22 protein-coding genes and 1 other RNA gene are annotated in these 22,189 nt (G+C 44.8%); 6 read left to right on the top strand and 17 right to left on the bottom strand.

Annotated features, from left to right (window positions below; all coding sequences use genetic code 11):
* Nucleotides 1–80: 80 nt before the first annotated feature.
* Nucleotides 81–467, bottom strand: coding sequence for an EbsA family protein (locus tag ACOV1R_RS08895; RefSeq protein WP_003644385.1), 387 nt, complete (start codon nucleotides 465–467; stop codon nucleotides 81–83).
* A gap of 34 nt (nucleotides 468–501) precedes the next feature.
* Here ACOV1R_RS08895 and ACOV1R_RS08890 point away from each other — a divergent pair, with 34 nt between their 5' ends.
* The gene (locus ACOV1R_RS08890; protein WP_003640505.1) at nucleotides 502–888 is read left to right on the top strand and encodes a ribonuclease HI family protein; all 387 of its coding nucleotides are present in this window, start codon (nucleotides 502–504) and stop codon (nucleotides 886–888) included.
* Here the strand turns inward: ACOV1R_RS08890 and ACOV1R_RS08885 are convergent.
* Nucleotides 885–1,991 (bottom strand): NAD(P)/FAD-dependent oxidoreductase, encoded by a 1,107-nt coding sequence (locus ACOV1R_RS08885; RefSeq protein WP_015380348.1) that lies wholly within the window; start codon nucleotides 1,989–1,991, stop codon nucleotides 885–887. The genes ACOV1R_RS08890 and ACOV1R_RS08885 overlap by 4 nt on opposite strands.
* 156 nt (nucleotides 1,992–2,147) lie before the next feature.
* Nucleotides 2,148–2,942 carry an alpha/beta fold hydrolase gene (locus ACOV1R_RS08880; protein ID WP_021357509.1) on the bottom strand — a complete coding sequence of 265 codons (795 nt, stop codon included), beginning with the start codon at nucleotides 2,940–2,942 and terminating at the stop codon, nucleotides 2,148–2,150.
* Nucleotides 2,943–3,198: 256 nt separating this feature from the next.
* Here ACOV1R_RS08880 and ACOV1R_RS08875 point away from each other — a divergent pair, with 256 nt between their 5' ends.
* Nucleotides 3,199–4,278: a hypothetical protein gene (locus ACOV1R_RS08875; protein WP_003640502.1), complete on the top strand. Its 1,080-nt coding sequence runs from the start codon at nucleotides 3,199–3,201 to the stop codon at nucleotides 4,276–4,278.
* Between the two features lie 154 nt (nucleotides 4,279–4,432).
* On the opposite strand, the gene ACOV1R_RS08870 is transcribed toward ACOV1R_RS08875, so the two are convergent.
* The 8 genes from ACOV1R_RS08870 to ACOV1R_RS08835 form a co-directional block, all read right to left on the bottom strand.
* Nucleotides 4,433–5,110 carry an ATP-binding cassette domain-containing protein gene (locus tag ACOV1R_RS08870; protein WP_003640500.1) on the bottom strand — a complete coding sequence of 226 codons (678 nt, stop codon included), beginning with the start codon at nucleotides 5,108–5,110 and terminating at the stop codon, nucleotides 4,433–4,435.
* Complete coding sequence (locus ACOV1R_RS08865; RefSeq protein ID WP_015380346.1) at nucleotides 5,110–5,868, bottom strand: hypothetical protein; 759 nt, start codon at nucleotides 5,866–5,868, stop codon at nucleotides 5,110–5,112. Before ACOV1R_RS08865 ends, ACOV1R_RS08870 begins: the two co-directional genes overlap by 1 nt.
* A 141-nt stretch (nucleotides 5,869–6,009) precedes the next feature.
* Nucleotides 6,010–7,068, bottom strand: coding sequence for a S66 family peptidase (locus ACOV1R_RS08860; RefSeq protein ID WP_015640385.1), 1,059 nt, complete (start codon nucleotides 7,066–7,068; stop codon nucleotides 6,010–6,012).
* 81 nt (nucleotides 7,069–7,149) lie between these two features.
* Nucleotides 7,150–8,493, bottom strand: coding sequence for a GH25 family lysozyme (locus tag ACOV1R_RS08855; RefSeq protein ID WP_003645069.1), 1,344 nt, complete (start codon nucleotides 8,491–8,493; stop codon nucleotides 7,150–7,152).
* Nucleotides 8,494–8,640: 147 nt separating this feature from the next.
* On the bottom strand, nucleotides 8,641–9,129 hold the full coding sequence (locus ACOV1R_RS08850) for a GNAT family N-acetyltransferase (protein ID WP_021357192.1): 489 nt from the start codon (nucleotides 9,127–9,129) through the stop codon (nucleotides 8,641–8,643).
* Between the two features lie 97 nt (nucleotides 9,130–9,226).
* On the bottom strand, nucleotides 9,227–10,306 hold the full coding sequence (locus ACOV1R_RS08845; protein ID WP_015640382.1) for a S66 family peptidase: 1,080 nt from the start codon (nucleotides 10,304–10,306) through the stop codon (nucleotides 9,227–9,229).
* Between the two features lie 153 nt (nucleotides 10,307–10,459).
* Nucleotides 10,460–11,800 (bottom strand): glycosyltransferase family 2 protein, encoded by a 1,341-nt coding sequence (locus tag ACOV1R_RS08840; protein ID WP_015380342.1) that lies wholly within the window; start codon nucleotides 11,798–11,800, stop codon nucleotides 10,460–10,462.
* 60 nt (nucleotides 11,801–11,860) lie between these two features.
* Nucleotides 11,861–12,268 carry a nuclear transport factor 2 family protein gene (locus ACOV1R_RS08835; RefSeq protein ID WP_003645074.1) on the bottom strand — a complete coding sequence of 136 codons (408 nt, stop codon included), beginning with the start codon at nucleotides 12,266–12,268 and terminating at the stop codon, nucleotides 11,861–11,863.
* Between the two features lie 195 nt (nucleotides 12,269–12,463).
* Here ACOV1R_RS08835 and ACOV1R_RS08830 point away from each other — a divergent pair, with 195 nt between their 5' ends.
* Nucleotides 12,464–13,216: an alpha/beta fold hydrolase gene (locus tag ACOV1R_RS08830; protein WP_003645075.1), complete on the top strand. Its 753-nt coding sequence runs from the start codon at nucleotides 12,464–12,466 to the stop codon at nucleotides 13,214–13,216.
* Between the two features lie 128 nt (nucleotides 13,217–13,344).
* Here ACOV1R_RS08830 and ACOV1R_RS08825 read toward each other — a convergent pair whose 3' ends face one another.
* From ACOV1R_RS08825 to ACOV1R_RS08800, 6 genes are all read right to left on the bottom strand, one after another.
* On the bottom strand, nucleotides 13,345–14,709 hold the full coding sequence (locus tag ACOV1R_RS08825) for an MFS transporter (RefSeq protein ID WP_003645076.1): 1,365 nt from the start codon (nucleotides 14,707–14,709) through the stop codon (nucleotides 13,345–13,347).
* A 262-nt stretch (nucleotides 14,710–14,971) separates the two neighbouring features.
* Complete coding sequence (locus tag ACOV1R_RS08820; RefSeq protein ID WP_003640488.1) at nucleotides 14,972–15,268, bottom strand: ArsR/SmtB family transcription factor; 297 nt, start codon at nucleotides 15,266–15,268, stop codon at nucleotides 14,972–14,974.
* Between the two features lie 37 nt (nucleotides 15,269–15,305).
* Nucleotides 15,306–16,451 carry a THUMP domain-containing class I SAM-dependent RNA methyltransferase gene (locus tag ACOV1R_RS08815; RefSeq protein WP_003644375.1) on the bottom strand — a complete coding sequence of 382 codons (1,146 nt, stop codon included), beginning with the start codon at nucleotides 16,449–16,451 and terminating at the stop codon, nucleotides 15,306–15,308.
* A gap of 169 nt (nucleotides 16,452–16,620) precedes the next feature.
* An RNA gene (gene rnpB / locus ACOV1R_RS08810) (RNase P RNA component class B) lies at nucleotides 16,621–16,995 on the bottom strand.
* Between the two features lie 15 nt (nucleotides 16,996–17,010).
* Nucleotides 17,011–17,352: a cell division regulator GpsB gene (gene gpsB / locus ACOV1R_RS08805; RefSeq protein ID WP_003638751.1), complete on the bottom strand. Its 342-nt coding sequence runs from the start codon at nucleotides 17,350–17,352 to the stop codon at nucleotides 17,011–17,013.
* 74 nt (nucleotides 17,353–17,426) lie between these two features.
* Entirely contained in the window at nucleotides 17,427–17,996 is a 570-nt protein-coding gene (locus ACOV1R_RS08800) for a DUF1273 domain-containing protein (RefSeq protein ID WP_003640485.1), read from the bottom strand.
* Between the two features lie 114 nt (nucleotides 17,997–18,110).
* Here ACOV1R_RS08800 and recU point away from each other — a divergent pair, with 114 nt between their 5' ends.
* The 3 genes from recU to ACOV1R_RS08785 all read left to right on the top strand — a co-directional run bounded on the left by recU (nucleotide 18,111) and on the right by ACOV1R_RS08785 (nucleotide 22,187).
* On the top strand, nucleotides 18,111–18,734 hold the full coding sequence (gene recU, locus ACOV1R_RS08795) for a Holliday junction resolvase RecU (RefSeq protein ID WP_003644374.1): 624 nt from the start codon (nucleotides 18,111–18,113) through the stop codon (nucleotides 18,732–18,734).
* An 11-nt stretch (nucleotides 18,735–18,745) separates the two neighbouring features.
* Nucleotides 18,746–21,049 (top strand): transglycosylase domain-containing protein, encoded by a 2,304-nt coding sequence (locus tag ACOV1R_RS08790; protein WP_003640483.1) that lies wholly within the window; start codon nucleotides 18,746–18,748, stop codon nucleotides 21,047–21,049.
* Nucleotides 21,050–21,233: 184 nt separating this feature from the next.
* Nucleotides 21,234–22,187, top strand: coding sequence for an ABC transporter ATP-binding protein (locus ACOV1R_RS08785; protein ID WP_003645078.1), 954 nt, complete (start codon nucleotides 21,234–21,236; stop codon nucleotides 22,185–22,187).
* The last annotated feature ends 2 nt before the right edge of the window (nucleotides 22,188–22,189 follow it).

The raw sequence follows: 22,189 nt of genomic DNA, 5'->3' as shown, positions 1-22,189 counted from the left end.
TTCTGTTTTTACTTACTCCATTATAACAATCTTCCTGAAATTATGAACATTATTTGTATATTGATTGTTTTTATTCGTATCTATCGACTAGTTGCTAGGTCAATCAACTGATTGCGCGCCTTTTTCAACATCAAAAACCGATATTGATTACCATCGATTTGAACTTTCAACCCACCGCGTATCGGGACGATCAATTCGAGTTGATCACGGGGAATCACAAGCCAAGAATGGTTCAAGACCGTGCTAAAAATAATGAGGTTATGATTGATTGTTACGCGCCGCAAGCTGATTTGAATCGCGACCAAGGCAATAAAGAGCGCCGCAATGACGAGTAACCACCACTTAAACTTCAAGATTTCTAGCCACAAAATAATCCCCGCCATCAATACTAGTGCCGTCCACGACCAGACGATCACACTTGACGCTAGCATTGGTTGGTATTTAAAGGTATGCTTATCGTTATTCACAGTACAAAATTCCTTTCACATTGGAGTGAGTTTGATGCAATTATATACGGATGCCGCGACCACACCCGATAATCAGCGCAGTGCCGCGGGAATCTTAATTATTGATCAGGGCCAACAACACCAATTCAAACAGGTCTTGCCAGACAGTGATAATCATACCGCAGAATTTCTTGCCGCCATTGCTGGCTTTAAAACTTTATTAGATTCTTATGGTCCGCAAGTCAGCGTCTTTTTCTATACGGATAGTCAAATCGTCGCCGAAAGTGTCGCCAAGGGTTACAGCAAAACTTTCAGTGTCGAGCTGGCGACTTTGCTGCACCTGCAAGACCAGTGCCAATTAGTAATCACCCAGTGGATTGCCGAAAGTGATAACCATGGCGCCCATCAATTAGCACAACAAGGCTTACATCTTAGTGACTAATCAGCCGGGGCCAAATAAGTTTCAATTGGTCGTTGATACTGGTCCCAGTTATGAGCACCAGTTTGAACATAATCGGCTAACAACTTACCAATCATGGGTCCTGTTGTTAAACCAGATGAACCTAACCCGCTAGCTACCAAAATATGTGGGTTATCCGGAATTGGACCGAAGAACGGCGCAAAGTCACGCGTGTAGGCACGCGTACCCACTTTTACCTGCGTAATTTGATCCTTAGTCAGGTTGGCATCAAGTTTGAGCCCGCTAGCAAAGAGATCATCTTCAACCAGACTTGAAACCTGCAAATCGTAGCCCTGATCATTTTCGTGCGTCGCCCCGACGACCAATTTGCTGCGCGTAAAGGGAATAAAGTCTCGTTCACCTTCAGGCATGAGCACTGGAACATCGTCAGCCCAAGTCTCAGGCAGCTGCATTTCAATCAACTGCCCTTTTTGTGGCCGAACATCAGCAACAATCTTCATTGGCAACAATAACGGCTTTAGCCACGCCCCGACTGCTAAAATCAACGTGTCATAGCTTTGCTGACCATTAACCGTCAATAGTTGGCCCTGGTCACCTAAACGTACCTTACCTTTATGACGGACCAGGTTCCGCTTTTCAGCGTATTTCAGTAAATTATGTGCAAACTTATCGCCATCGACCCGCGCACCACCACTCACAAACACACCGGGTTGGGGCGCCGTTAGCAGTGGGATCCGTTCTTGGACTTCTTCAGCAGTTAATTTCTCAATCGTTCCCATCTGGGGTGCCGCTTGCCGGCGCTTTAGAGCTAAATCGTATAGCGCCTGCAGATCATCTGGATCGGCACGAGTCACAATCGTTCCTGCTTGTTGATAAACAGAATAGCCCATTTGCGTGTCCGCAACAATTTCCGGATACAAAGCAGCCCCGGCCTTAGCGAGTTGATACCAACGCTGATTACGACGTTTGGATAACCAAGGTGAAATAATCCCTGCTGAATTCTTAGTCGCTTGACCAATACCTTCATCATAAATCGTGACGTTCAGGTCAGGGTTCTGGCTTAAATAGTACGCCGTGACCGCCCCAACAATGCCACTACCAATAATCGTTACTTGTTTTTGCATTTTCCAACGCCTCCACAACCAATCTGCTTTCATTTTAGCATACTCGAATTTGTTGCGGGTGGCTGATTCAGTTGGATTAAAGTCAGACCATTGGTAGATGTTGCTGGTACTAGCTTTGCAGCGATTAATTTAATACCGTGGACTGGCTCTTTGCCCCTATGACTGGGACAGAGCAATCAATAGTTGTTGCCGGACAAAATTTTCGTTCGTCCAGTGTAAATAATGCTGACCTGGTGCATGAACTAGGTGACCAAGCTGGCACCACGGTGATTGTTGGTACGCCGTCAAGCGTTGGTCAGTGACTAAAACTTGGATTGGCAGCGTCAGTACCCGCTTTTCAGCGGTTCGAAGCGTCGTTACTAATTGTGGTAAGCATTGCGCTTCAGTCAGAATACTCGGGTTCGCGTAAGCTGCTAAATCAATACGGGCATTGGCGACACGTTCTGCCAGTAGGTTTAAAGGATTAACTTCTGCTAAGAGTTGCTGAAGTGTCAAAGTTTGTCGCTGTTGTACTAGTTGCGGATAGTTTTCAATAAAAGATTGGACGTTTGCAAGAAGTTGTGGTGCCATCGCGGCATAGGGTGGTTCAAGCAAAACTAAGCCACAAACATTATCTAAGTGCTGCTGGGCATATAAGAATGCGTAACTAGCGCCTAAACTGTGGTCCACCAATAATAAGTTGCTCACGTGTTCATGGTGAACCACATCCTCAAGATTGGCTAAAATATGCGGGACAGTGCGCACCATTTGACTATGAATGCTACGGCCCACGCCAATCGTGTCGATGGCAAGTAATCCCACCTGACTTGGCAATCGTGCCATTAAATGCTTAAAATTATAATCAGTGGCGTCCCAGCCAAACGCCGGTAAGCACATCAACGTCGGCTGTTGTGGTCCCGCCGGTCGGTACTGATAGTACACTTGTCCCAATTCCGTCATTAATTGATTCATGATTACTTGCCTCCCACAATGACAGACATCGTAAGTAGTTCCAAATGCTTTTTTATTACAGATAAAACACAGCTTTACAATCAGTCATGCATAGTCTAGTCCACAACTGATCAGTAGAAAATGGTTTTTAACCGCTTCGTTAAATCAACTGACCATTAAAAAAGTTACAAGATTTAAATAATCGTCACATTTTGACCATATTTTCGTTTTACACTTATTAATATGCACGACTATATTGTTTTAAAGGACTTTTGCCATGTTAGTTATTGTTTGGATTCTTTTAGTTTTATTGTTAGGACTCATGGGTTGGTTGGAATACCACAATCTTCAGCATCCGGTCATCCAGCCAGCTAAAACCCTGGCGCCGCGCGCACAGCTCCAATTGCAACATCAAGTGCGGCAACACGTGACCGATCAAGCACCACGATTGAAATGGTTATATTATGGAATGGCAGCTTGCTGGTGGCTCGGTGTTATCAGTTTACTAGTCAGTTGCTACTTGGTCAGCGCAAAATTAACCCTGTTGATTTTTCCGATTCGGAGTGTTGTCACAAGCATCGCCTTAATGATCGTTGGCATTATCTTGCTAATGATTCCCGCCTTAGTGTGGCCGACGCAAAGTTATGATTACTTGATTGGTCACTCAACTCAAGACCATCATTGGCAGCTAGCCGATACCGCCACGTTTGAACACTATCGTCGCTTTCAGATTTGGTTGGTTTTGGCATTAGACGTCTTCATCCTGATTGGTTGGATTAGTTGGGCCTACCGGGTCAGCACCGTTCCCATGGTCACTATTGAGTACCTACTAATGGTGGTGGCAATCGCCGTACCAGTTGTGGCATTGATCACGCTGTTAGCACAACTGCCATACTTACATCAAAACCGATACTTGATTCCGGTCAGCGGGCGCTTTGGCACCCAGCATTATCATGCGAATCAGGCACTCATGCAACAACAACCGGACTTAAAGTCACGGCTAATTATCGTTAATGTTGTTCGGATTATTGGTTACGCGTTGGGGTTGTATGCTTTATGGTTGTTATATGCCAACATTCTTGCACCGGCCTTTACGGTCGATACCAGTATCGTTTACCCCGCAGCGGCGTTTGCCATCATCGGATTGTTAATCGTGTTAACAGCGGGCGGTGTGTGGCTTCCCCGTTTCTATGATTACTTGCAATTATTAGATAACAAGACCTTGACGTTCAAATTGGCCGGTAGCGACCGCTTCCGTCGTTTTCGTTTTCATTTGTATTACTTCAAGTTGGCATTCAGTATTTTATGGATCGTTATCTGGGCATTGATCATCGGTTATATTTATTACTTTGGCTAGGTACGCTCACCAATAATACGCAAAACGGTACTCAAACTAATCTGAGTACCGTTTTTTAGTGTCATTTTATGAGACTTGCCAGCGAGGCCAACTTGAGCGCCAAAGGACTCAAAATAAGTGTCGCCATTGCGGCGCAAGAGCCATTACTGTTATATTACTGCGTTTTGAAGAGCGCAACAAAGTCAGCTTGCGCGCTCGCAGCTTCAAACGTTCGCTTGGACAGTGTCGTCACCTGCCGATCATTGAGCCACAGCACTTGGTAATCTGTAAAAGCATGAAGGTCGCGAACGTCATGTGTAATCATCAAGTAGGTTCGCTCAGGATGGGCTTGCATGACCTGAAACAACAACTGCACGTTTTCCCGATCGACCGCTGCTGTTGGTTCATCCAAAACAATCAATTCGCGATCAACTTGTAAGAACAGCAATAACTGAACTAATTTGCGTTGGCCCCCAGAAAGCTGACCATAATGCTGATCCCACAACGGGGCCAAGAATTGATAAGCTTGGGTATCAATAAGTTGTTGGAGCTGTTCAGTTGTCAATCGTAGTCGTCCGTGCTCGATGCCCAAAACCAGTTGGGCAACGTCCCGCACACGAATTGAAGACAGTAACGGGAGTTGTTGGTTCAAATAAATGGCTGCTTTAGGTAGGTCTAATTCACCTTGTGCCGGCCGCAAACCAGTGATGATATCAGCCAGCGTCGTTTTTCCAGCGCCATTTTGACCAATCAAAAAATTGACACCGGGACTTTTTAATTGAAAACTCACGTCCTTGAAGAACGGTTGCCCATTTCTTGAAAAGTAATATGCTAAGTGCTCAACACGCATCATTATAAGCCCTCCGTTGGCAGAATCTTAATGTGCCGATAGCTAAATCCGCCGATAACCAATAATACAATCAGACTCAGAAGATAAGTCGTCATAAAGTGGCTGACGGGGCCCACGCTGATCATCGCAAAAACATTGGTAACTAAGTAAATGGGACTAACCAGGTTGAGTAATGGGTTATTGGCAGACACTGCCAGCATGTTACTCAACATAAAGGTACCTACGACGACGATCAGCGCCAGTGCATTTCCAATCATATCGACAGTTTTACGTCGGAGTGCCAAGGCAATCAAGGGTAAGCCAAAACAAGTGACTGGTAGATACGTAAGCAACACAGTCAACCATAAGCGACCTAGCAACGATAAAAAGGCCAACTTGAAAGTAATCGCGCTCAACAGGGCCACCAACAATAAAGTCATCAAAATTATACCCAAGCTGACCAGCGCTTGACTGACAAGAAAAACTGCAGGGCTAACCACCAAGGTTCGATATTGTTTGAGATAACCCTGCTCGCGAAGAATGGCTACATTGCTGGCAGTCGTTAGACAATTGGAAAAAATCATCCAACCAATGTAGGGCACGACTTGAGCCGTATAAGTTGTCAGCGATAAAGGTTTAAAGAAAGCGCTACTGACATTCATGATTAAAAAGACAAGTGGCAAACAGATCGTGTAAATTAACACCCCGGGAGTATCCCGAATGACCTTAAAAAAATACTGCGTGTAGACCCCCACTTGAACACTATATTTGTGCATCACCATCACACCCCTTTTGTTAATCTAATTGTTTTATTATATGTTTATCATTTATCAAAAAGCAAGTATTCTTATACCAGGCATGTAAGTATGGCCAATTTACAAAGTTTTTGAGCTTGCTAAACGTCTTTAATTGCAAAAGGTAGTCTAAAAATGACTAAACGTCACCGTTCGAGCCTGCGCATCAATCCGGACATCCGCCCCCAATGGCGTACTGAGCATGGGGACTGTATGGCAGCTATCGTAGTCGTAAATAATTGGTAATTGGCGATCCCCCAGCACCTCCTGTAAGATATCGATTGGCAACCGCCCGCTGCCTTGATCATCGTACAACGCGTGTTTTCCCAAAATAATGCCAGAGATTTGATCAAAAACACCAGCCAACGCTAACATTACGAAATTTTTTTCCAGCGTTGCTGCAGTTTTCTCGGCATCTTCAATAAATAAAAGCTCGTTACCAGTTAATTTTGGAAAATAAGGTGAGTTAAAGAAGCCGTACATGGTGTTCAAGTTCCCACCGATCAAACGGCCAGCCAAAACGGGGGTCGCCGTATAATGCCAAGTATTTGCGTGCATGTGTTTCGGATGTTCAAAGGTCTCCCAATTGATCGCTTCATCCGTCCACTGTGCCGGTGCCGGTTCGGTTACGGCCTGCCCCGGTGCTGCGCGGTAGACTGTCAGAAAATTTTGCCAAGTAGTTGTCACGATCTCTGACTCTAAGGCGCCAAGTGAGGCTACTAAGGCCGGTCCGTAAATCACACGACAGTTAGGCGCGTGCGTTTGCACCGCCAATAACACGGCCGTCGCATCGGAGTAACCAACAATTGTTTTGGGATGCTGATTGAGATACTCGTAATCGAGCATTGCTAGAACCGAATTTGCGTTTGTCCCACCAATCGTTGCCATCAAGATGTCCAGCGAATCATCATGAATTAACGCGTTGATTTCGGCCGCCCGTTCTTTGATGGAACCAGCACGGTAACTATCCCGTCGTCCCGTCAAATTACCGGCAACTAAGGTCACTCCTTGGGTTGCCAAGAACCGTCGTGCGCGAGCATAACGGTTTGGCGATAATGCCGTAATCGGCGTTGATGCAGAAAATGTCCCAATTTTCATTGTATTCCCACCCCACAAGATTAAAATATAATTAAAATAAGTGTAGCACTTTTTAATCTTAACGTACTTCCAATCGACGTATTTCCTCAAAAAAACGACTTTCAGCTAATAACTTGCTGAAAGTCGTTTAGTAATCAACTGGCTATGCTCGTTTTGAGCGACTTAATTGACTTATTGTGTGACCACGTTTGAGCGGTTGGCTGAAACGTAATTCCCTTTATTCGTTAAATAATAGCGTGAGCCACCCGACCGTGAGTAAACCTTCGTTACTTTAATTCGATCACCAGCGGCGTGGTAAGCGTGTCGATTAGACTTAACAAAGTTTGAAGATTTATAGGTGTAGAGTCCCACTTTAGCCTTGATCCAGCCACTGGAAGGTACTGATTCATAGTACCAATGATCAGATTTGGAGACCTTCGCCGTGATATAACCACCACTCACCTTAATTCGATAGAAATTCCCACTTTTAACCAATTTACCACTGTAGATGCCACCCTTTTTCAAGGTTTTACCCGTCGAGGTTGTCAAATTAACATCTTTGAACAAAGTGCTCTTTTCACGAAGTTGATATAATCCGTGTTGGCCGACCCAATAGCCGGTGACGTCCTGTGATAAGACCCATTTATTCAGACCACTTAAGTAAACCAGCTGTTTGGAACGACTCTTAGTGACTGACTTGGTTGCTGTGACCTTGTAGTATTTTTTCTTAGCGCTACTGGGCACTTTTGTGCCGTCATAATAGCTCGACGCCCCATTATTGAGGTACACATGTTGCCCTTTCGTATAACTGCTGTAGGCATACGTCGTGCTAGTTGAACTGGTCGACGATGATGTCGAAGTCCCGGAAGTCCACCAGCTTAACGGGTGGTATGTCGTCACGGAAGCACTGTCATACAAACTGTTATCAACATATTGTCCTAGCGAAGATAAATAATAGCTACTGGAATATTGCCACAATGAGAACGAAATCGTCGGCTTCGAGGAGTAATTTGCAATCCACTGGGCATCAAAACTTTGCCGTGCCGTGTTGGCGTATGTGGTTGCAAATGACTGGTACGAATAAAAAATCAACTTCTTGCTCGTTAACGACCGCATCTCAGTATACCAAGCCTTGACAGCCGCGTTGGCCGCCGTGCTACTCATGGAAGTCGTTTCAAAATCCAAGACGTAGAACTTCGTGTTCTTATTTGCGCGTTGATAGAACTTATCTGCCTCGGCTTTGGCAGTCGCGGTACTCGTAAAGGTCGCATAGTCATAGGACCCGAACGGAACACCATATTTCACATAGAGACTCTCATTAGAGGTGTGGTAGAGATCCTCATAACTGCTCCCATATTGCACCCGGTTGATGACAAAATCAGCCTGACTCTTCAAACTTTGAACCTCGGTACTCGTTAACTGACCTTGCCACTCTGAGATATCCGGCACCGCCGCGTGTGCCTGAACGACTCCGGTACCACCTAAAAAACAACCCACGAGCAGCAGTATCAACCGCCACTTTTTCTGCATGACCAAATTACTCGCCTTCCCATCATTAGTTTGATATGTACGTTTACTGCACACCTTATCCTACCGATAAAATGTGCAGATAAGTTCTCAAACTGATTGCAGTCGCTTTACAATTTGTTTACATTATAAACTAATGCAGGAAAGTGTGATTTACTAGTAAAATGATTCATGTGGAAACTTTTCTAATCGATATAGGCCTTCATCATCCGGGTAGATTCCTCCAGGCTTAGGTCGATACCCGAAGTGTTGGTAAAATAAGTGCGCAGTCACGGACGCTGGAATTTCTACACGGTGGGCATGACTGAAATAGACATCCTGTTCAAGGGTATGCAGAATTTGACGCCCACCACCCATGCCTTGAACCTCCGGATCAACAAAAATCGTGAACAGACTGTACTCACCTGGGCGCCCCCAGTATGACCCAATCGCCCCGGTCGCAACGAGTTGCTGCTGAAAATAACCGACATAAAAGTGCGTCGCAGCAGCTTTTTGGCATAGCCAAGCCGGTGTCATCTGGGTAATGAGCCGATCCAAGTATGCTTTGGGATAGTCACCCTGATTACTCGTCAGTAATGTGCGCGCAATCAGTGCCGCCGCTGCTGGCGCATCCGTAGTTTTAAAACGTTGAATTTGTAATTGCATATGACAACTCCTCTCGTATTGCACTATTCTTTGCTCGTTGCAATGAACAACGAATACCTTTTTGATCGTCTGCCGATACCAATTTAACAATAACCACTTAAGCTTCCACAAACCAAGGTTCTAAAATTTTTAACGTAGCTTGCTCAAAATCGATACACACTTGCGCCCCATATGGAAGTGCCGTTCGCGGAAAAGCGTGACCAAAATTAATATTGTACAGAATTGGCAATTTCAAATCGGCTGTCTCATCGATCAAAATTTGGCGGTATTCCTGATAATAATGCTCATTCTGCGGCTTACCTACAATCACGGCGGCTACGTTTGTCAAAATCTCAGCTTGTCGCATTCGTTGCAGCATCCGCTTGAACAAATCTGGCTGCGGCTGTTCGTCACTCGTTTCGATAAACAGAATTTTTCCGCGCCATTCGGCTGCACATGGAATCAGTCTGAACTGTTCCGCAACTTGCCGTTCGTCTGGATAACGGGTCGTGGTCAATAAATCATAAAAGCTGTCCAGACAACCACCAAGTAGCGTCCCACTGATTGTCCCGTGACCACGTAACACTTCGTAATGGTGCATTTCGGTGTGGGTCATGCGCCGTGTTCCCTGCGCCGATTCACTGAAATTTGTTCGTTCGTCATACCACACAGGACTGCTAATAATGCTTGTCTGCTGAGGATTTTCAAAGTAACGCTGCCAAGTCTTCGTGGTATACGGCAACATCGTCGGCCCTAATTCGGCCAAGTCGCTTAAGAAATTGGGGCCATAAAAAGTTTGCAGTCCAAGCTGATAAAACATCAAATGATTGATCGTCGTATCTGAAAAGCCTGTAAACAGTTTAGGCGACCGCCGAACCGCCGTCTTAAACTGCTCATCAGCCATCAAAAATGGCACGGTTCGATACGTATCATCACCGCCAATTGCCGCCACAACTCCACGGATACTTGGGTCTAAGAAAGCCGTCTTCAAATCGGCGGCTCTTAATTCAGGGCGTTGCTGTAAAATCAGTCGCCCTTTCAAAGCATTCGGCATCATGACTGGGACGAGCCCTAGTTGGCGCATCCGTTTTAGCCCCCGATTCAATTGATGTTGCTGCGTGAGTTCTCCGAGCGTGCCGCTCGAAAGACTGACGACAGCCACGTGATCACCAACGTGCAATGGTGCTGGTTTTAACATATTCTCACCCTTTCCTAATTTAATTTAAAATTAATTTTATCATCATTATATAATATTTTAAATTGTTATTTGGTTTTTATTCATTTTCAATGTAACCAACGACTAAATAGGTCACTGAGTCCGCTGCTCTGCATGACTCAGTGACCCGTCGCCCTATTGTAGCCAATCTTTTATGTCAACCAAGCGAATCTTATGCGTACCCGCTGACCATCGTTCTGGCTGTGCCTTAACCATTGTCAGCAACTCTGTTAGTGACTCGGAACCAACAATCAACTGTTGCAGTAATTCAGAAATCAGTGGGGAACGTGGTTGCGCACCAACTAATAAACAATGTTCACCTTCAAAGGCTAACACGTCACCTCCCGCCCGTAAACGGCCAAACGGGCGGTGCAACTTGACGGTACCCAAAATCAGCAAGCCACCTTGTTCAAATAACGTTTTCAACAACCAATAATCGAGTTTAAAGTGGTTAGACCGTTGTCGTAAATCGGCCGGCAATGCTTTAGCTACCGGTATAATCGTTTTGAAATTCCGACTATACTGATGCCACGATTGAGCCCAGTCCTCACGCTCACAGATAAATCGCCGGGGTAATGTCAATTGACCTGCATAATCACAAACTTTTTTAATAGCCGGATCACTCATTATTGACGGACTGGCTTCAAAAATAGGACGCAATTGTCGTATCAGTTCAATAAACTCCGCTAGATAATCGGCAAAGCCTGGCGTTGCTAAATTAATCAAAATTCGCTTAGCGACGCAATAAGTCACCGCATCCTGATACGTCACCTTGGCGTGCTCAATGGCATCTTGATAGGCTGTCATAATATCAAACAGTCGTGGGTTGGTATAATCTAAAGTTGTCGAACCAGCATGTTTATAATAATTATAAAATGGTTGTTGCACATAGGCGACTCGCTCACAGTAACTCAACATGTCCAGCAAAATATCTAAATCCTCGTAGACCATCCGCTGGTAACGATATTTCTGCCAACACGAACGTGCATATAATTTATTTCCGGAATAAGCATTATTTAGACCGTATTTAAGATAAGTCGCAATTGCCACGTGCTCAGTCGCATCTGGCAAGCTCAGCAGACTAGTTGTGCGGTGAGTCGCCGCGTAGATTTTACGAACATCACAAACGACGATTTGGGCATGACTACGCTCAGCCGTTGCTACTAAGGTCGCATACATCGTCGGTTCGACCCAATCATCAGCATCGACAAAACCTAAATAGCGGCCATGCGCGGCGGTAATCCCCGCATTACGTGCAGGTCCCTGTCCTTGGTTACGTTGATGGATAACCCGAAATAGGTGCGGCCAGCGCGCACAATATTGGTCACAAATTGTAGCCGTGCCGTCCGTACTACCATCATCAACAATAATGACTTCTAAGGCCGCTAATGTCTGTTTTTTTAATGAGGTCAAACAACGCCTTAACCAGTGCTCCTCATTATACGCAGCCACAATAACAGAAACTTGAACTTGCATACTGATTCCCCCAACACTCCAAATGATTTCGCTTACATTATGACACACATGCTTCGCATATCACAGCACGGATCCATGATAGGGATAATCATGCGCAGTCGTGGTCTGATACTCTCGTAAATCGTCGATACGTTCTGCTAAATTAAAATGAACTGCTGAAAGCCCATCAAACTGAGTCATCCGGTCAGTAACAGCGGTGAAGGACCACTGGGCAAAGATCATGTTGTCAGTTGCTGACCACAACCGCTGAATCGACCACGCCGTTACCCGTTGAACTCTTAATTGATGTTCAATCCAGGCTTGAACTTCCGCTAATGATAGATATGCTGGTCCATAGCATTCTTGATAATAACAATCGACCGCAAATATTCTTGGTAACGCTTCAAAATCACGAGTGACCCACATCGCAAAATATTGCTGGACTTTTGCTTTTCGGTCCCGAAGTAGTGCCGTTTCGATTTCGGTCATTTATAACACCTTCCGTTTTAAGATTACTTTTTAGAGGCCGTAATTCTAGTTAATAAACAGGCGATTACCATTATTTTAACATCACTAACAATTAACAAGACCAAATATTGACTAAACAAGTCTATCAGTTGTATTCAGCAGTCATTTCTGGCACAGTTAACTTAATCATAATATTAATAAAGTGAGCCGATAAATATGATCAAAGTTACTAACCGACACTTTCAAGATGTGCCTGCGCTGGAAGTTGTTACTACAACCCATTTAGACCAACCGCTGCCACTAGTGATTTTTTACCACGGTTGGCAGTCCAATAAAGAACTCGTCTTGACCCAAGCACGTAAACTGGCTCGCAAGAATTTACGAGTCGTCTTGCCCGATGCCATGAATCACGGTGAACGACACCAAATCGTTAGCCAGATTCCTTCATTTACTTTTTGGAACAGTATCCAAGGTAATCTTGGCGAATTCGAGCTAATTGTGAATTACTACCGGGAGCGCAAACTCATTTTGAATGAGCAGATTGGTGTTGGCGGTTACTCAATGGGTGGCATGACGACCGGGGCTTTATTGACCCATCATCCTGAAATTAAAGCAGCCACAATCATTATGGGGACCCCTAACCTGAACGCGTACGCCCAACTAGTCCGCAAGCATGCGCAGGCCCATGCTTATTACATTCCCAGTGATTTAGCCCTATTGACGAGTTGGCTAGATCACTATGATCTTAACCTGCAACCGGAAACCATCAATCATCGGCCACTTTTATTTTGGCATGGTACTGAGGATGAACGGATTCCTTATTCACAGTCTCGTAATTTCTTTGACCGCGTGCATACCGCCCCGTATGCTGAACAAGTGGCATTTATCACGGGTTATCAAGCCAAACATCTGGTCAAAGTGCCTCTGATGAACAAAGTTGCTAATTTCTTCGATTATTATTTAAATTAATTATCAAAGGCTCAACCATGGTTAACGTTAGCCTTAAAAGAGCGTGCTTAGTCGGTCACCCGATTAAACACGCTCTTTTAAGGCTACTCAAACTATCTGTCACACATTGTAATGATCGTTATTGTCAGCTACAAGTTCTTTGAATTTCTTATTTGCCAAGCACAACCGGCGCCTATAGCTGAAATCAATGCTGTACTAAACATGACTGTTTGAAAGCCAATTGCATTCATCGCGGGTACCCGACTACCCACTGTAAACACCACCACAGCAATTGCCGTGCCAGCCGCACCTCCAAGTAACCGAAAAACGTTGTAAATTCCGGCTGCCTTACCGATAACTGCCGGTGACACTCCCCCCAAAACTGCATGCTGTAACGCGGGGCCCGCCATTGACAATCCCATCCCAGCAATTGCCAGCGGAGCAATCATCATAACATAAGCCGCATGGTTGGCAACTAGGTAACCAAGCATGAAATACCCAAATGTTTGAGATAATAGCCCGATAACTGCCACAATCGCTTCCCCGTAGAGGTCCACAGCTTTGCCAGCAAATGGCGCAACTAATACTAGTGTCCCAGTCCAAGGTAATAAGGACAATCCTGCCTCCCACGCATTATCATGCTGAACAACTTGTAAGAATTGGGGTAAAAAGAAAACGACTCCGTACATCGCGGCATATAATAAAAAAGTCGCCACATTTCCCATCGTAAAAATACGCTTTTTAAAAAGCGTTAACGGCATTAACGGTGCAACGACATGTTGCTGTCGCTTGATAAACCAAGTGCCTGCAACTAAGCCAATTATCAGGCCAACGAACGGACCAATTCCATTAATACTAGTCGAACTGGCAGCTAAGGCCCAAATGATTGCGGTCATCGCTAACATTGAAAGACCTGCGTCCGTTAAATTAATTGGTGTTGCTACCCCGGTACTTTCTGGTAAATAGAACCGGGATAATCCTATGACAATCAGGCCAAGTGGCACATTGATCCAAAAAATCCACTGCCAGGTTAATTTAGCTACAATTAGACCACCCAGAGCCGGCCCGACAATCAGTGCCAGTCCACCGATACCGCTCCAGATTCCTAAAGCTTTCCCACGCTTCGCAACTGGAACTGCAGCCGTTAAAATAGCCATTGACATCGGTGTCATGACGGAGGCCCCAATACCTGCAATGACACGTGCCACTATCAATAATGGCATTCGATTGGCTAATGCACAAAACACTGAACCCAGCGTAAAAACTAAAATGCCGAGATTATAAACCCGGCGGCGTCCAAAGCGATCACCTAATGCAACGCCCACAAGTAACGTTGCTGCAATCGCGACATTGTAAGCGTTGAGGGCCCACTGTAAACTGGCCTCCGAGATGTCGAAATCAATTTTAATTGCTGTTGACGCCGTTGTCACAATCATTGAGTCCATCATTGCCATAAAAAAGCCTAATGAAGTTAACGCTAATAACCAGCCAAACTGTCGCTGTCGATTTTCCATGTTTTCCGCCCCATTATCATTTATTCAGACTTACCAATGCTGAATAAGCCTACTCACAAAGTTTAAATCTACTATGTCAATCTTTTTCTTAGATTTAGTTGGGTGGCCACCCACAATAGTTCAAATATTTTTGAACTATTACAGCGTACCATCCCACTAACGATTCGGCAACAAAAAAATACCAGTTCAAAAGACCAATCGGCACTTAAGAACTGGTATTAGTCAGAATCACAGTTGAAGACCGCCCAAAATACTCAGCAATTTAAAGGCTTTGATAAAAATGGGTAACATAGTGATCAAAAGTTTTGGGGTTCAACATGACGTATTTTTCACGTGCAACTTTTTTGACGGTTATTAATCCTGCTTTTTCCAGCAATTTAAAATGATATGAACCAGCGGTTTTACTAATCCCCATTGCTTGTCCGACTTGCCCACAAGTAACGGCCTGATCCTGCAGCTTCAAATACTTAACAATGTTCAGTCTAACCACGTCAGCCAGCACTTTAAATACTAATAGCTGCTGGGAATCAACTTCAGACCGCGGTATTTCATTTGCCAATATTTTTCACCTACTTTTACCAACAAAGGTCGCTTGCTTATTCCGTCCGTGCTGGCCGAATTCGTTTGCCCCAATATTGGAAATAATCTGTCCGTAACGCACCGTTATAGAGTTTCCGGCGTTTCGTGGCTTTTTGTCCATAGAAGTCTTCAAATTCTAAGTCACTGGTCAAGATATACTTGCTCCAACTTGGCAATTTACTGTAAACTTGGCCCATTTGCCGATAGAGAATCCGGACACTATCTCGATCGCTTAGCCGCTCCCCATATGGTGGGTTCGCAATTAGGACCCCGTTGATCTTGTCAGTCGTAAAGTCTTTGACAGCCAGTTGTTTGAAATGAATGTCATGCAACAGCCCGGCTTCCCGCGCATTCAGCTTGGCGATATCAATCATTTTACCGTCAATATCATACCCACTAATATCCAGCTCAGTGTCGTAATCGGCTAAACTATCAGCTTCGTCTCTCAATTGTTGACTCAGGCCAGCGGGAACCCAGTCCCACTTTTCGCACGCAAATGCGCGGTTGAACCCCGGGGCAATGTTGCGCGCCAGTAAAGCGGCTTCGATTGGAATCGTCCCCGAACCACAAACTGGATCAACAAATGGATTATCCGGATACCACTTAGCTAGCATCACTAAGGCAGCGGCCATGTTTTCTTTTAAGGGTGCGCCCCCCTTTTCGACTCGGTAACCCCGTTTGAATAAACTAGAGCCAGTTGTATCCAGCGTTAACAACACGTGATCCTTATTAATAGCCACTTCTAATGGGAACAAAGCGCCTGTCTCCGGAAGGTGCCCGCTCCGATGATAAGTATCGGCTAACTGATTAACGATCGCCTTTTTGACGATAGACTGCACGTCGGGAACACTGTGGAGTTTAGAGTTGCGCGATTTACCTTCAACTGGAAATTCAGCGTCCATCGGCAATAACTGGTCCCATGGCAATGCGAGAGTCTTTTCAAACAACTCATCGAACGTATAAGCATCAAATTCACCAACGATGATCTTGATTCGATCAGCCGTTCGTAACCACAAGTTGGTCCGCAAAATATCTTTGATCGTTCCGTTAAATCGAACCCGGCCATTTTCAGTTTGAACTTGATACCCTAAATCTCGTAATTCACGCCCCACTAATGCTTCAATTCCGCTAGCGGCGGTGGCAATTAATCTAAATTCTTGCATAGTTTCCTCCTGCGACGCCTGTTCTGTAGGCGTATCTTGTTGAGTAAATATTTCCACTAAATTGGTTTCCTCACCTAGTTTAGCATAAGTTGCTAGTTTGCTAACTGATCGAATAAAAAAACTGGGACAAAAGCGAACTTTTGTCCCAGTCTCCTGTCTAAATGTAAATTCCTGTAGGCCATGTTTTGTACCTAGTTAAAGTACAGGGTCTGTTAACTAGGCGGTAATCATCTATCTCGAGATTACTAATCTCCCCCCACATTTAGTTCAGTTCCTTATGTGAAGCGCCCCTACCGTAGTTTGGGTTGCCCGCTCGTGGGGTTTACCGCGTTCCAACTCAACCGTTTCCAATTGAGTATCGTCACTGTGGCACTTTTCAGGAATACTCGGGCATAGCCGAAGCCTTAGCCGTTTTTTCCGCCGTTACCGATAAATCGGTACCCCGGCTTATTTTTTCACCGAGCACGAACACTACAAGCATCGCAGCTTGTGCGAGCATGGACCTTCCTCAGCCGACATAAGCCGACCGCGATTACCCAGAATTTACATCGAATCACAATTATAGACGGTGTGATTCATTTTGATTATTATCTAATTGGGCACCAAAGACATGACGTTCCAAGTTAGACAAACGTTTCAGAATATCCATATTCGTCACCGTACTAGTCGGTTGAGAAGATGGACTGGTTGCACCGACAGCGACTTGCTTGGTAAGCTCGTCAACCTTGGCCCGTAACCGTTCATTTTCATCTGAAAGTTGTTGGTTATCTTTAGTAAATGACTCATAGTCCTTAATGACATTATCTAAGAAGCCGTCCACGTCGGCAGGATCATAACCCCGCATCTTTGGCTTAAACTCTTTTTGAAGGATGTCTTTGGGAGTAAAATTACGTTTAGCCATATTTAAAAACACCTCATTGTTATTCGCGCGATACCCATTCGGCATCCGCATTACTTAAAACATTGTAGCAGACTTTATTCAAAATTAAAACCATTATTCTGTTTTTCTGCATATTCATTGGCACTTTCCTGTAACCAGTCGAAGTCGATCAGGGTCAATGGGTACGGATGAGTGTCACTAAAGTTCCGAATCAAATCATAGTCATACGTGGGTTTCCCGGGGTTATCTGGATCATATACCAGAGTGGCCGCATCCGTATGGGTAACCATAAATTCTTGGTAATTTTTTAATTGTTGCGGATTTTCATACGGTTGTTTACTGACTGGTGCATGAAAATCGACTTGGGCCAGCAAAGTCTGTAATTTAGCTTGGTTATTTTCATTCCAGCGCCCACCAAATTCACCATATGGTAACATCATTGCCACTTTCAATTCTGGATATGTCTTTTTGAGCGTTAACCCTACTTCCGCTGTCCACTGTTCAATACCGAGCTGACCACCCGTTATCAGCCAATCCATACCATCCTCGATCTGCGTCGTTAAGTAATTAGTTAACGCAAACTTAATAACTTTTAGTTTATCATCCTGATCACCAAAGACATTCAACTCGTAACTCCGGTAACCACTAAGCCACAACCGGCTCATAAAAAAGTCTCCTTTCTGTCACTAAATCGGTCTAAATCAGTTAAAAACTCACAGATATTTCACATTCCCTATTAGTTAATGGTAAAATGTAACATTATTAGGAGGTTGATTAATGTGACGATTCGCTATCCAAACGGTCAAGTTTATCGCCAACCCGGCCCAACTAAATCGAAATCTTCCAAATTTGCCAACGTCAATTTTGGCGATCGTGGAATGAGCTTGGAACAAGAAATCAATGATAGTAACGCCTATTATCTTGAAAATAATATCGCAGTTATTCATAAAAAGCCAACGCCCATTCAAATCGTTAAAGTCGATTATCCCAAACGCAGCGCCGCTGTAATCCGCGAAGCTTATTTTAAACAGGCTTCTACTACTGATTATAACGGTGTCTATCGGGGGAAGTATTTAGATTTTGAGGCCAAGGAGACCAAGAACAAAACGGCTTTTCCGCTAAAAAACTTTCATGAGCATCAAATTAAGCACATGCGCCAGTGCTTAGCTCAAAGCGGAATCTGTTTTGTTATCATTCGGTTTGCGAGTTTGGGGCGCCTATTTTTGTTAACAGCCAGCGACTTATTTACTTATTGGGATCATCAAGGAGATGGTGGTCGCAAGTCAATTCCACTGACGGATATTGAACATTTAGCCGCGGAGCTACATTATCAAATCAATCCACGCATTCCCTATTTGGATGCGCTTGATCATATTATTGATGAGACCTCATCAATTCATTAAAGGAGAACATCATGGCAGGTAACAATGAACAGAACTCACGGGTTGCTCGCAGAAAAAGCCAACCTAAACCACCTAAGAAACACTGGTTTCGGCGGATTATTTTATCCTTAGCTGCACTGTTTGTCATCGGGGTACTCGCTGGTCTAGCACTTTTCTTCTACTATGCGCAGACGGCACCAACAGTCAAACAGAGTGACCTTGTCAATACGGGGACCGCTAAGATTTATGACCAGAACGACAAGTATTTGACCTCTTTGGGAACTAACGACCACGAATACGTTAAGTCTAGTAATATCCCATCCACACTTAAGAATGCCGTCGTCTCAATCGAAGATCGCCGTTTTTACAAGCATAAGGGGGTCGATTATTACCGGATTCTTGGGGCTGCAGTCGGCAACTTAAAAGGTAGCTCACTTGGGATGCAAGGTGGGAGTACCTTGACCATGCAACTCGTTAAACTTGCGGTCTTTTCCACCAGTACTTCGGATCGAAATTTGAAAGTCAAAGCGCAGGAAGCCTGGATTGCGCTTAATCTTGAAAAACATTACAGTAAATCTCAGATTCTGGAATTTTACATCAATAAGGTCTATATGGGTAACGGGATTTATGGTATGGGGACTGCCGCCAAGTATTATTACGGTAAGTCATTAAAAGATCTGAGCCTTAGTCAACTCGCACTGCTCGCAGGTATGCCGCAATCACCAACCTACTACGACCCGACGACTTATCCATCATACGCAACTAGCCGCCGTAATCTGGTGCTGGAAGCGATGTACGATAACAAGGTCATCTCCAAGAGTCAGGAAACTGCTGCTGAAAAAGTCAGTGTCAAGACGGGCTTAACTAGTTCGGGACGTTCAAGCCTAGCGAAGCATGAAAAGACAAATAAAATCTTGGATGCTTACCTGAACGAAGTCCGTCAAGACCTCCTCAAAAAAGGTTATAATTTAACCGATGGCGAGAAAGTTTATACGAACATTGACATGGATGCCCAGAAACGGCTTTATGACATTGCCAACACGTCTCAATACGTCAACTATCCTAATAATGGAAAACAGACTTTCCAATTAGGGGTATCGGTTGTTGACTCATACACTGGCAAGGTCTCAGCTATGATTGGTGGTCGGAAAACCGGTAATGTCACGTACGGAACCAACCGAGCTGTCTGGACATCACGCTCAAACGCTTCGACGATGAAACCGATTCTCGATTATGGACCAGCCATTGAATATTTGAATTGGCCAACTTACAAGTCGTTGTCTGATACGAAATACAAATATCCCGGGACTAACATTTCCGTGCATGACTTTGACAATAATTACTTGGGCAATATGACGATGCGTGAAGCACTGGTTCAATCACGGAACATCCCAGCAATTCGGGCCTTACAAGCCGTTGGTAAAAGCCGAGCCAAAACCTTTGCCAATAACCTTGGGATGAACCTCAAAACCGTTAACTATGCCAACGGGATCGGTGCTGGTGTTTCCACCTTACAAGTTGCCGGTGCCTACGCTGCGTTCGCCAACGGTGGTGTTTATCATAAGCCATACTACATCCGTAAAGTGACTACTTCTGATGGCGTTACGACATCGTATACTAGCACTGGTAAGCGCGCCATGAAGAAATCAACGGCATACATGATTACTGATATGCTGAAAGGGGTCATCAATAGTTCTACTGGGACGGCGACAACCGCTAAGATCAGCGGCGTTTACCAAGCTGGTAAGACTGGTACTGACAACTATGCTTCTCAGTATAAAAACAAAGTACCATCCGATGCCGTCGTTGACTCATGGATGGCCGGTTACACGAAGAATTATTCGGTCGCCGTTTGGACTGGCTATGATAAGTCCACCGAAGCTGGTGGTTATCTAGATACCTCCAACGAAAAGATTTCACAACAAATTTATCGCGCCATGATGAATTACCTTCAACAGTATTCACCAAACTCTGATTGGACCAAACCAAGCTCAGTTGGCACGACTAAGAAGAACGGTATCGAAGAACTTTACGTTGTTGGTCACCTCTTCTCCAGTAGTGAAGCCTCGTCAGGAACCGCTAGTTCAGCTAGCTCTAGTTCAACAACAACGGGTAGTTCAAGCACCAGCACAGAAGCAAGTAGTCGTAGTTCGGAAAGTAGCAGTAGTAGTTCCGAAGCTGCTTCTTCCTCAAGTAGCGCCGAAAGTTCATCTTCTGAATCTAGTTCAGAAAGTAGCAGTAGTTCGGAAGCCAGTTCAAGCTCCGAAGCAAGTTCCGAAGCGACTTCATCGGAAACACCGACCGCTGATACCAATAACACGACTGAAGGACAATAAGAATCACCCAAGACCACTGAATTCGATTCAGTGGTCTTTTTTTATGTGCACTGTTTTACCGAAATAACACACAAAGTTTACATAAACTAAACTCAAAATCAACGTTAACACGGCGAATTACCACTACAATACAAAGTAACTTAATAAACTGAGCAAACCAATTAAGACAAAGGAGTTGCATATCGTGGTTGCCATTAAGCTACACGAATTATCCAAAAGTTTTCAAGGTCCGGTAATCAATCAACTCAGTCTGACGATTCCTGATCAACAAATCACGGCATTAATTGGCCCGTCCGGTTCCGGCAAATCAACGCTCTTAAACATGATTGCGGGTCTCACGACACCTGACAGTGGTCAAATTTCATTTGATAATCAGCCCATTTTTGACGCCGCGACTCATTGGAATCAGCCCCCTGCCCAGCGGCACTTGGCGATGGTTTTTCAAGACTTTGCCCTGTGGCCGCACATGACGGTCCAAGAAAATGTCGCTTTCGCTTTAGAAAAGCATCTGACCAAGCCGGAATTGACTGCTCAAGTCAACTGGGCCCTCGAACAAGTTAGTCTGATTGACTTCCGACATCGTTATCCACGTGAACTTTCTGGCGGGCAACAGCAACGGGTCGCCCTTGCACGGGCACTAGCGACCCAACCGGATTTGATTTTATTCGACGAAGCTTTAAGTGCGCTTGACCCCGAACTGCGCACACGGCTTCAATTAGAAATTCGCGCCCTGATTCACGACCAGCATCTGACGGCCATCTTTGTAACTCACGACCGTCCAGAAGCCTTGCAAGTTGCCGACCACCTCGTATTACTGCAAGGGGGCAACGTGGTGCAGACGGGCACACCAGCACAGCTGTACCAACAGCCAAAATCTCAATTTGTCGCCAATTTTATGGGCACCCTTAATCAGATCAACGCGCACCAGGCCATTCGCCCGGAATATGTCGCAGTCAGTCAAACGGGTACTCAGCAGCCCACTTACCAAGGCTTGGTGCAGCGTTCAACCTTTATGGGCGATCATTTTGATACTTACGTTCAAGTCGGCGCCTATGATTGGCACGTCAAGACCCAGCTACCCTATACCACTGCACCGATCACATTAAGCATCGATCCACATCAAATACTAACTTTTTAGGA

The organism is Lactiplantibacillus sp. YT640 (genome assembly GCF_049745435.1).
Classification (GTDB): Bacteria; Bacillota; Bacilli; order Lactobacillales; family Lactobacillaceae; genus Lactiplantibacillus; species Lactiplantibacillus plantarum.
The sequence above is the reverse complement of the archived record's forward strand: the minus strand, read 5'-3'. Positions and strand labels throughout refer to the sequence as shown.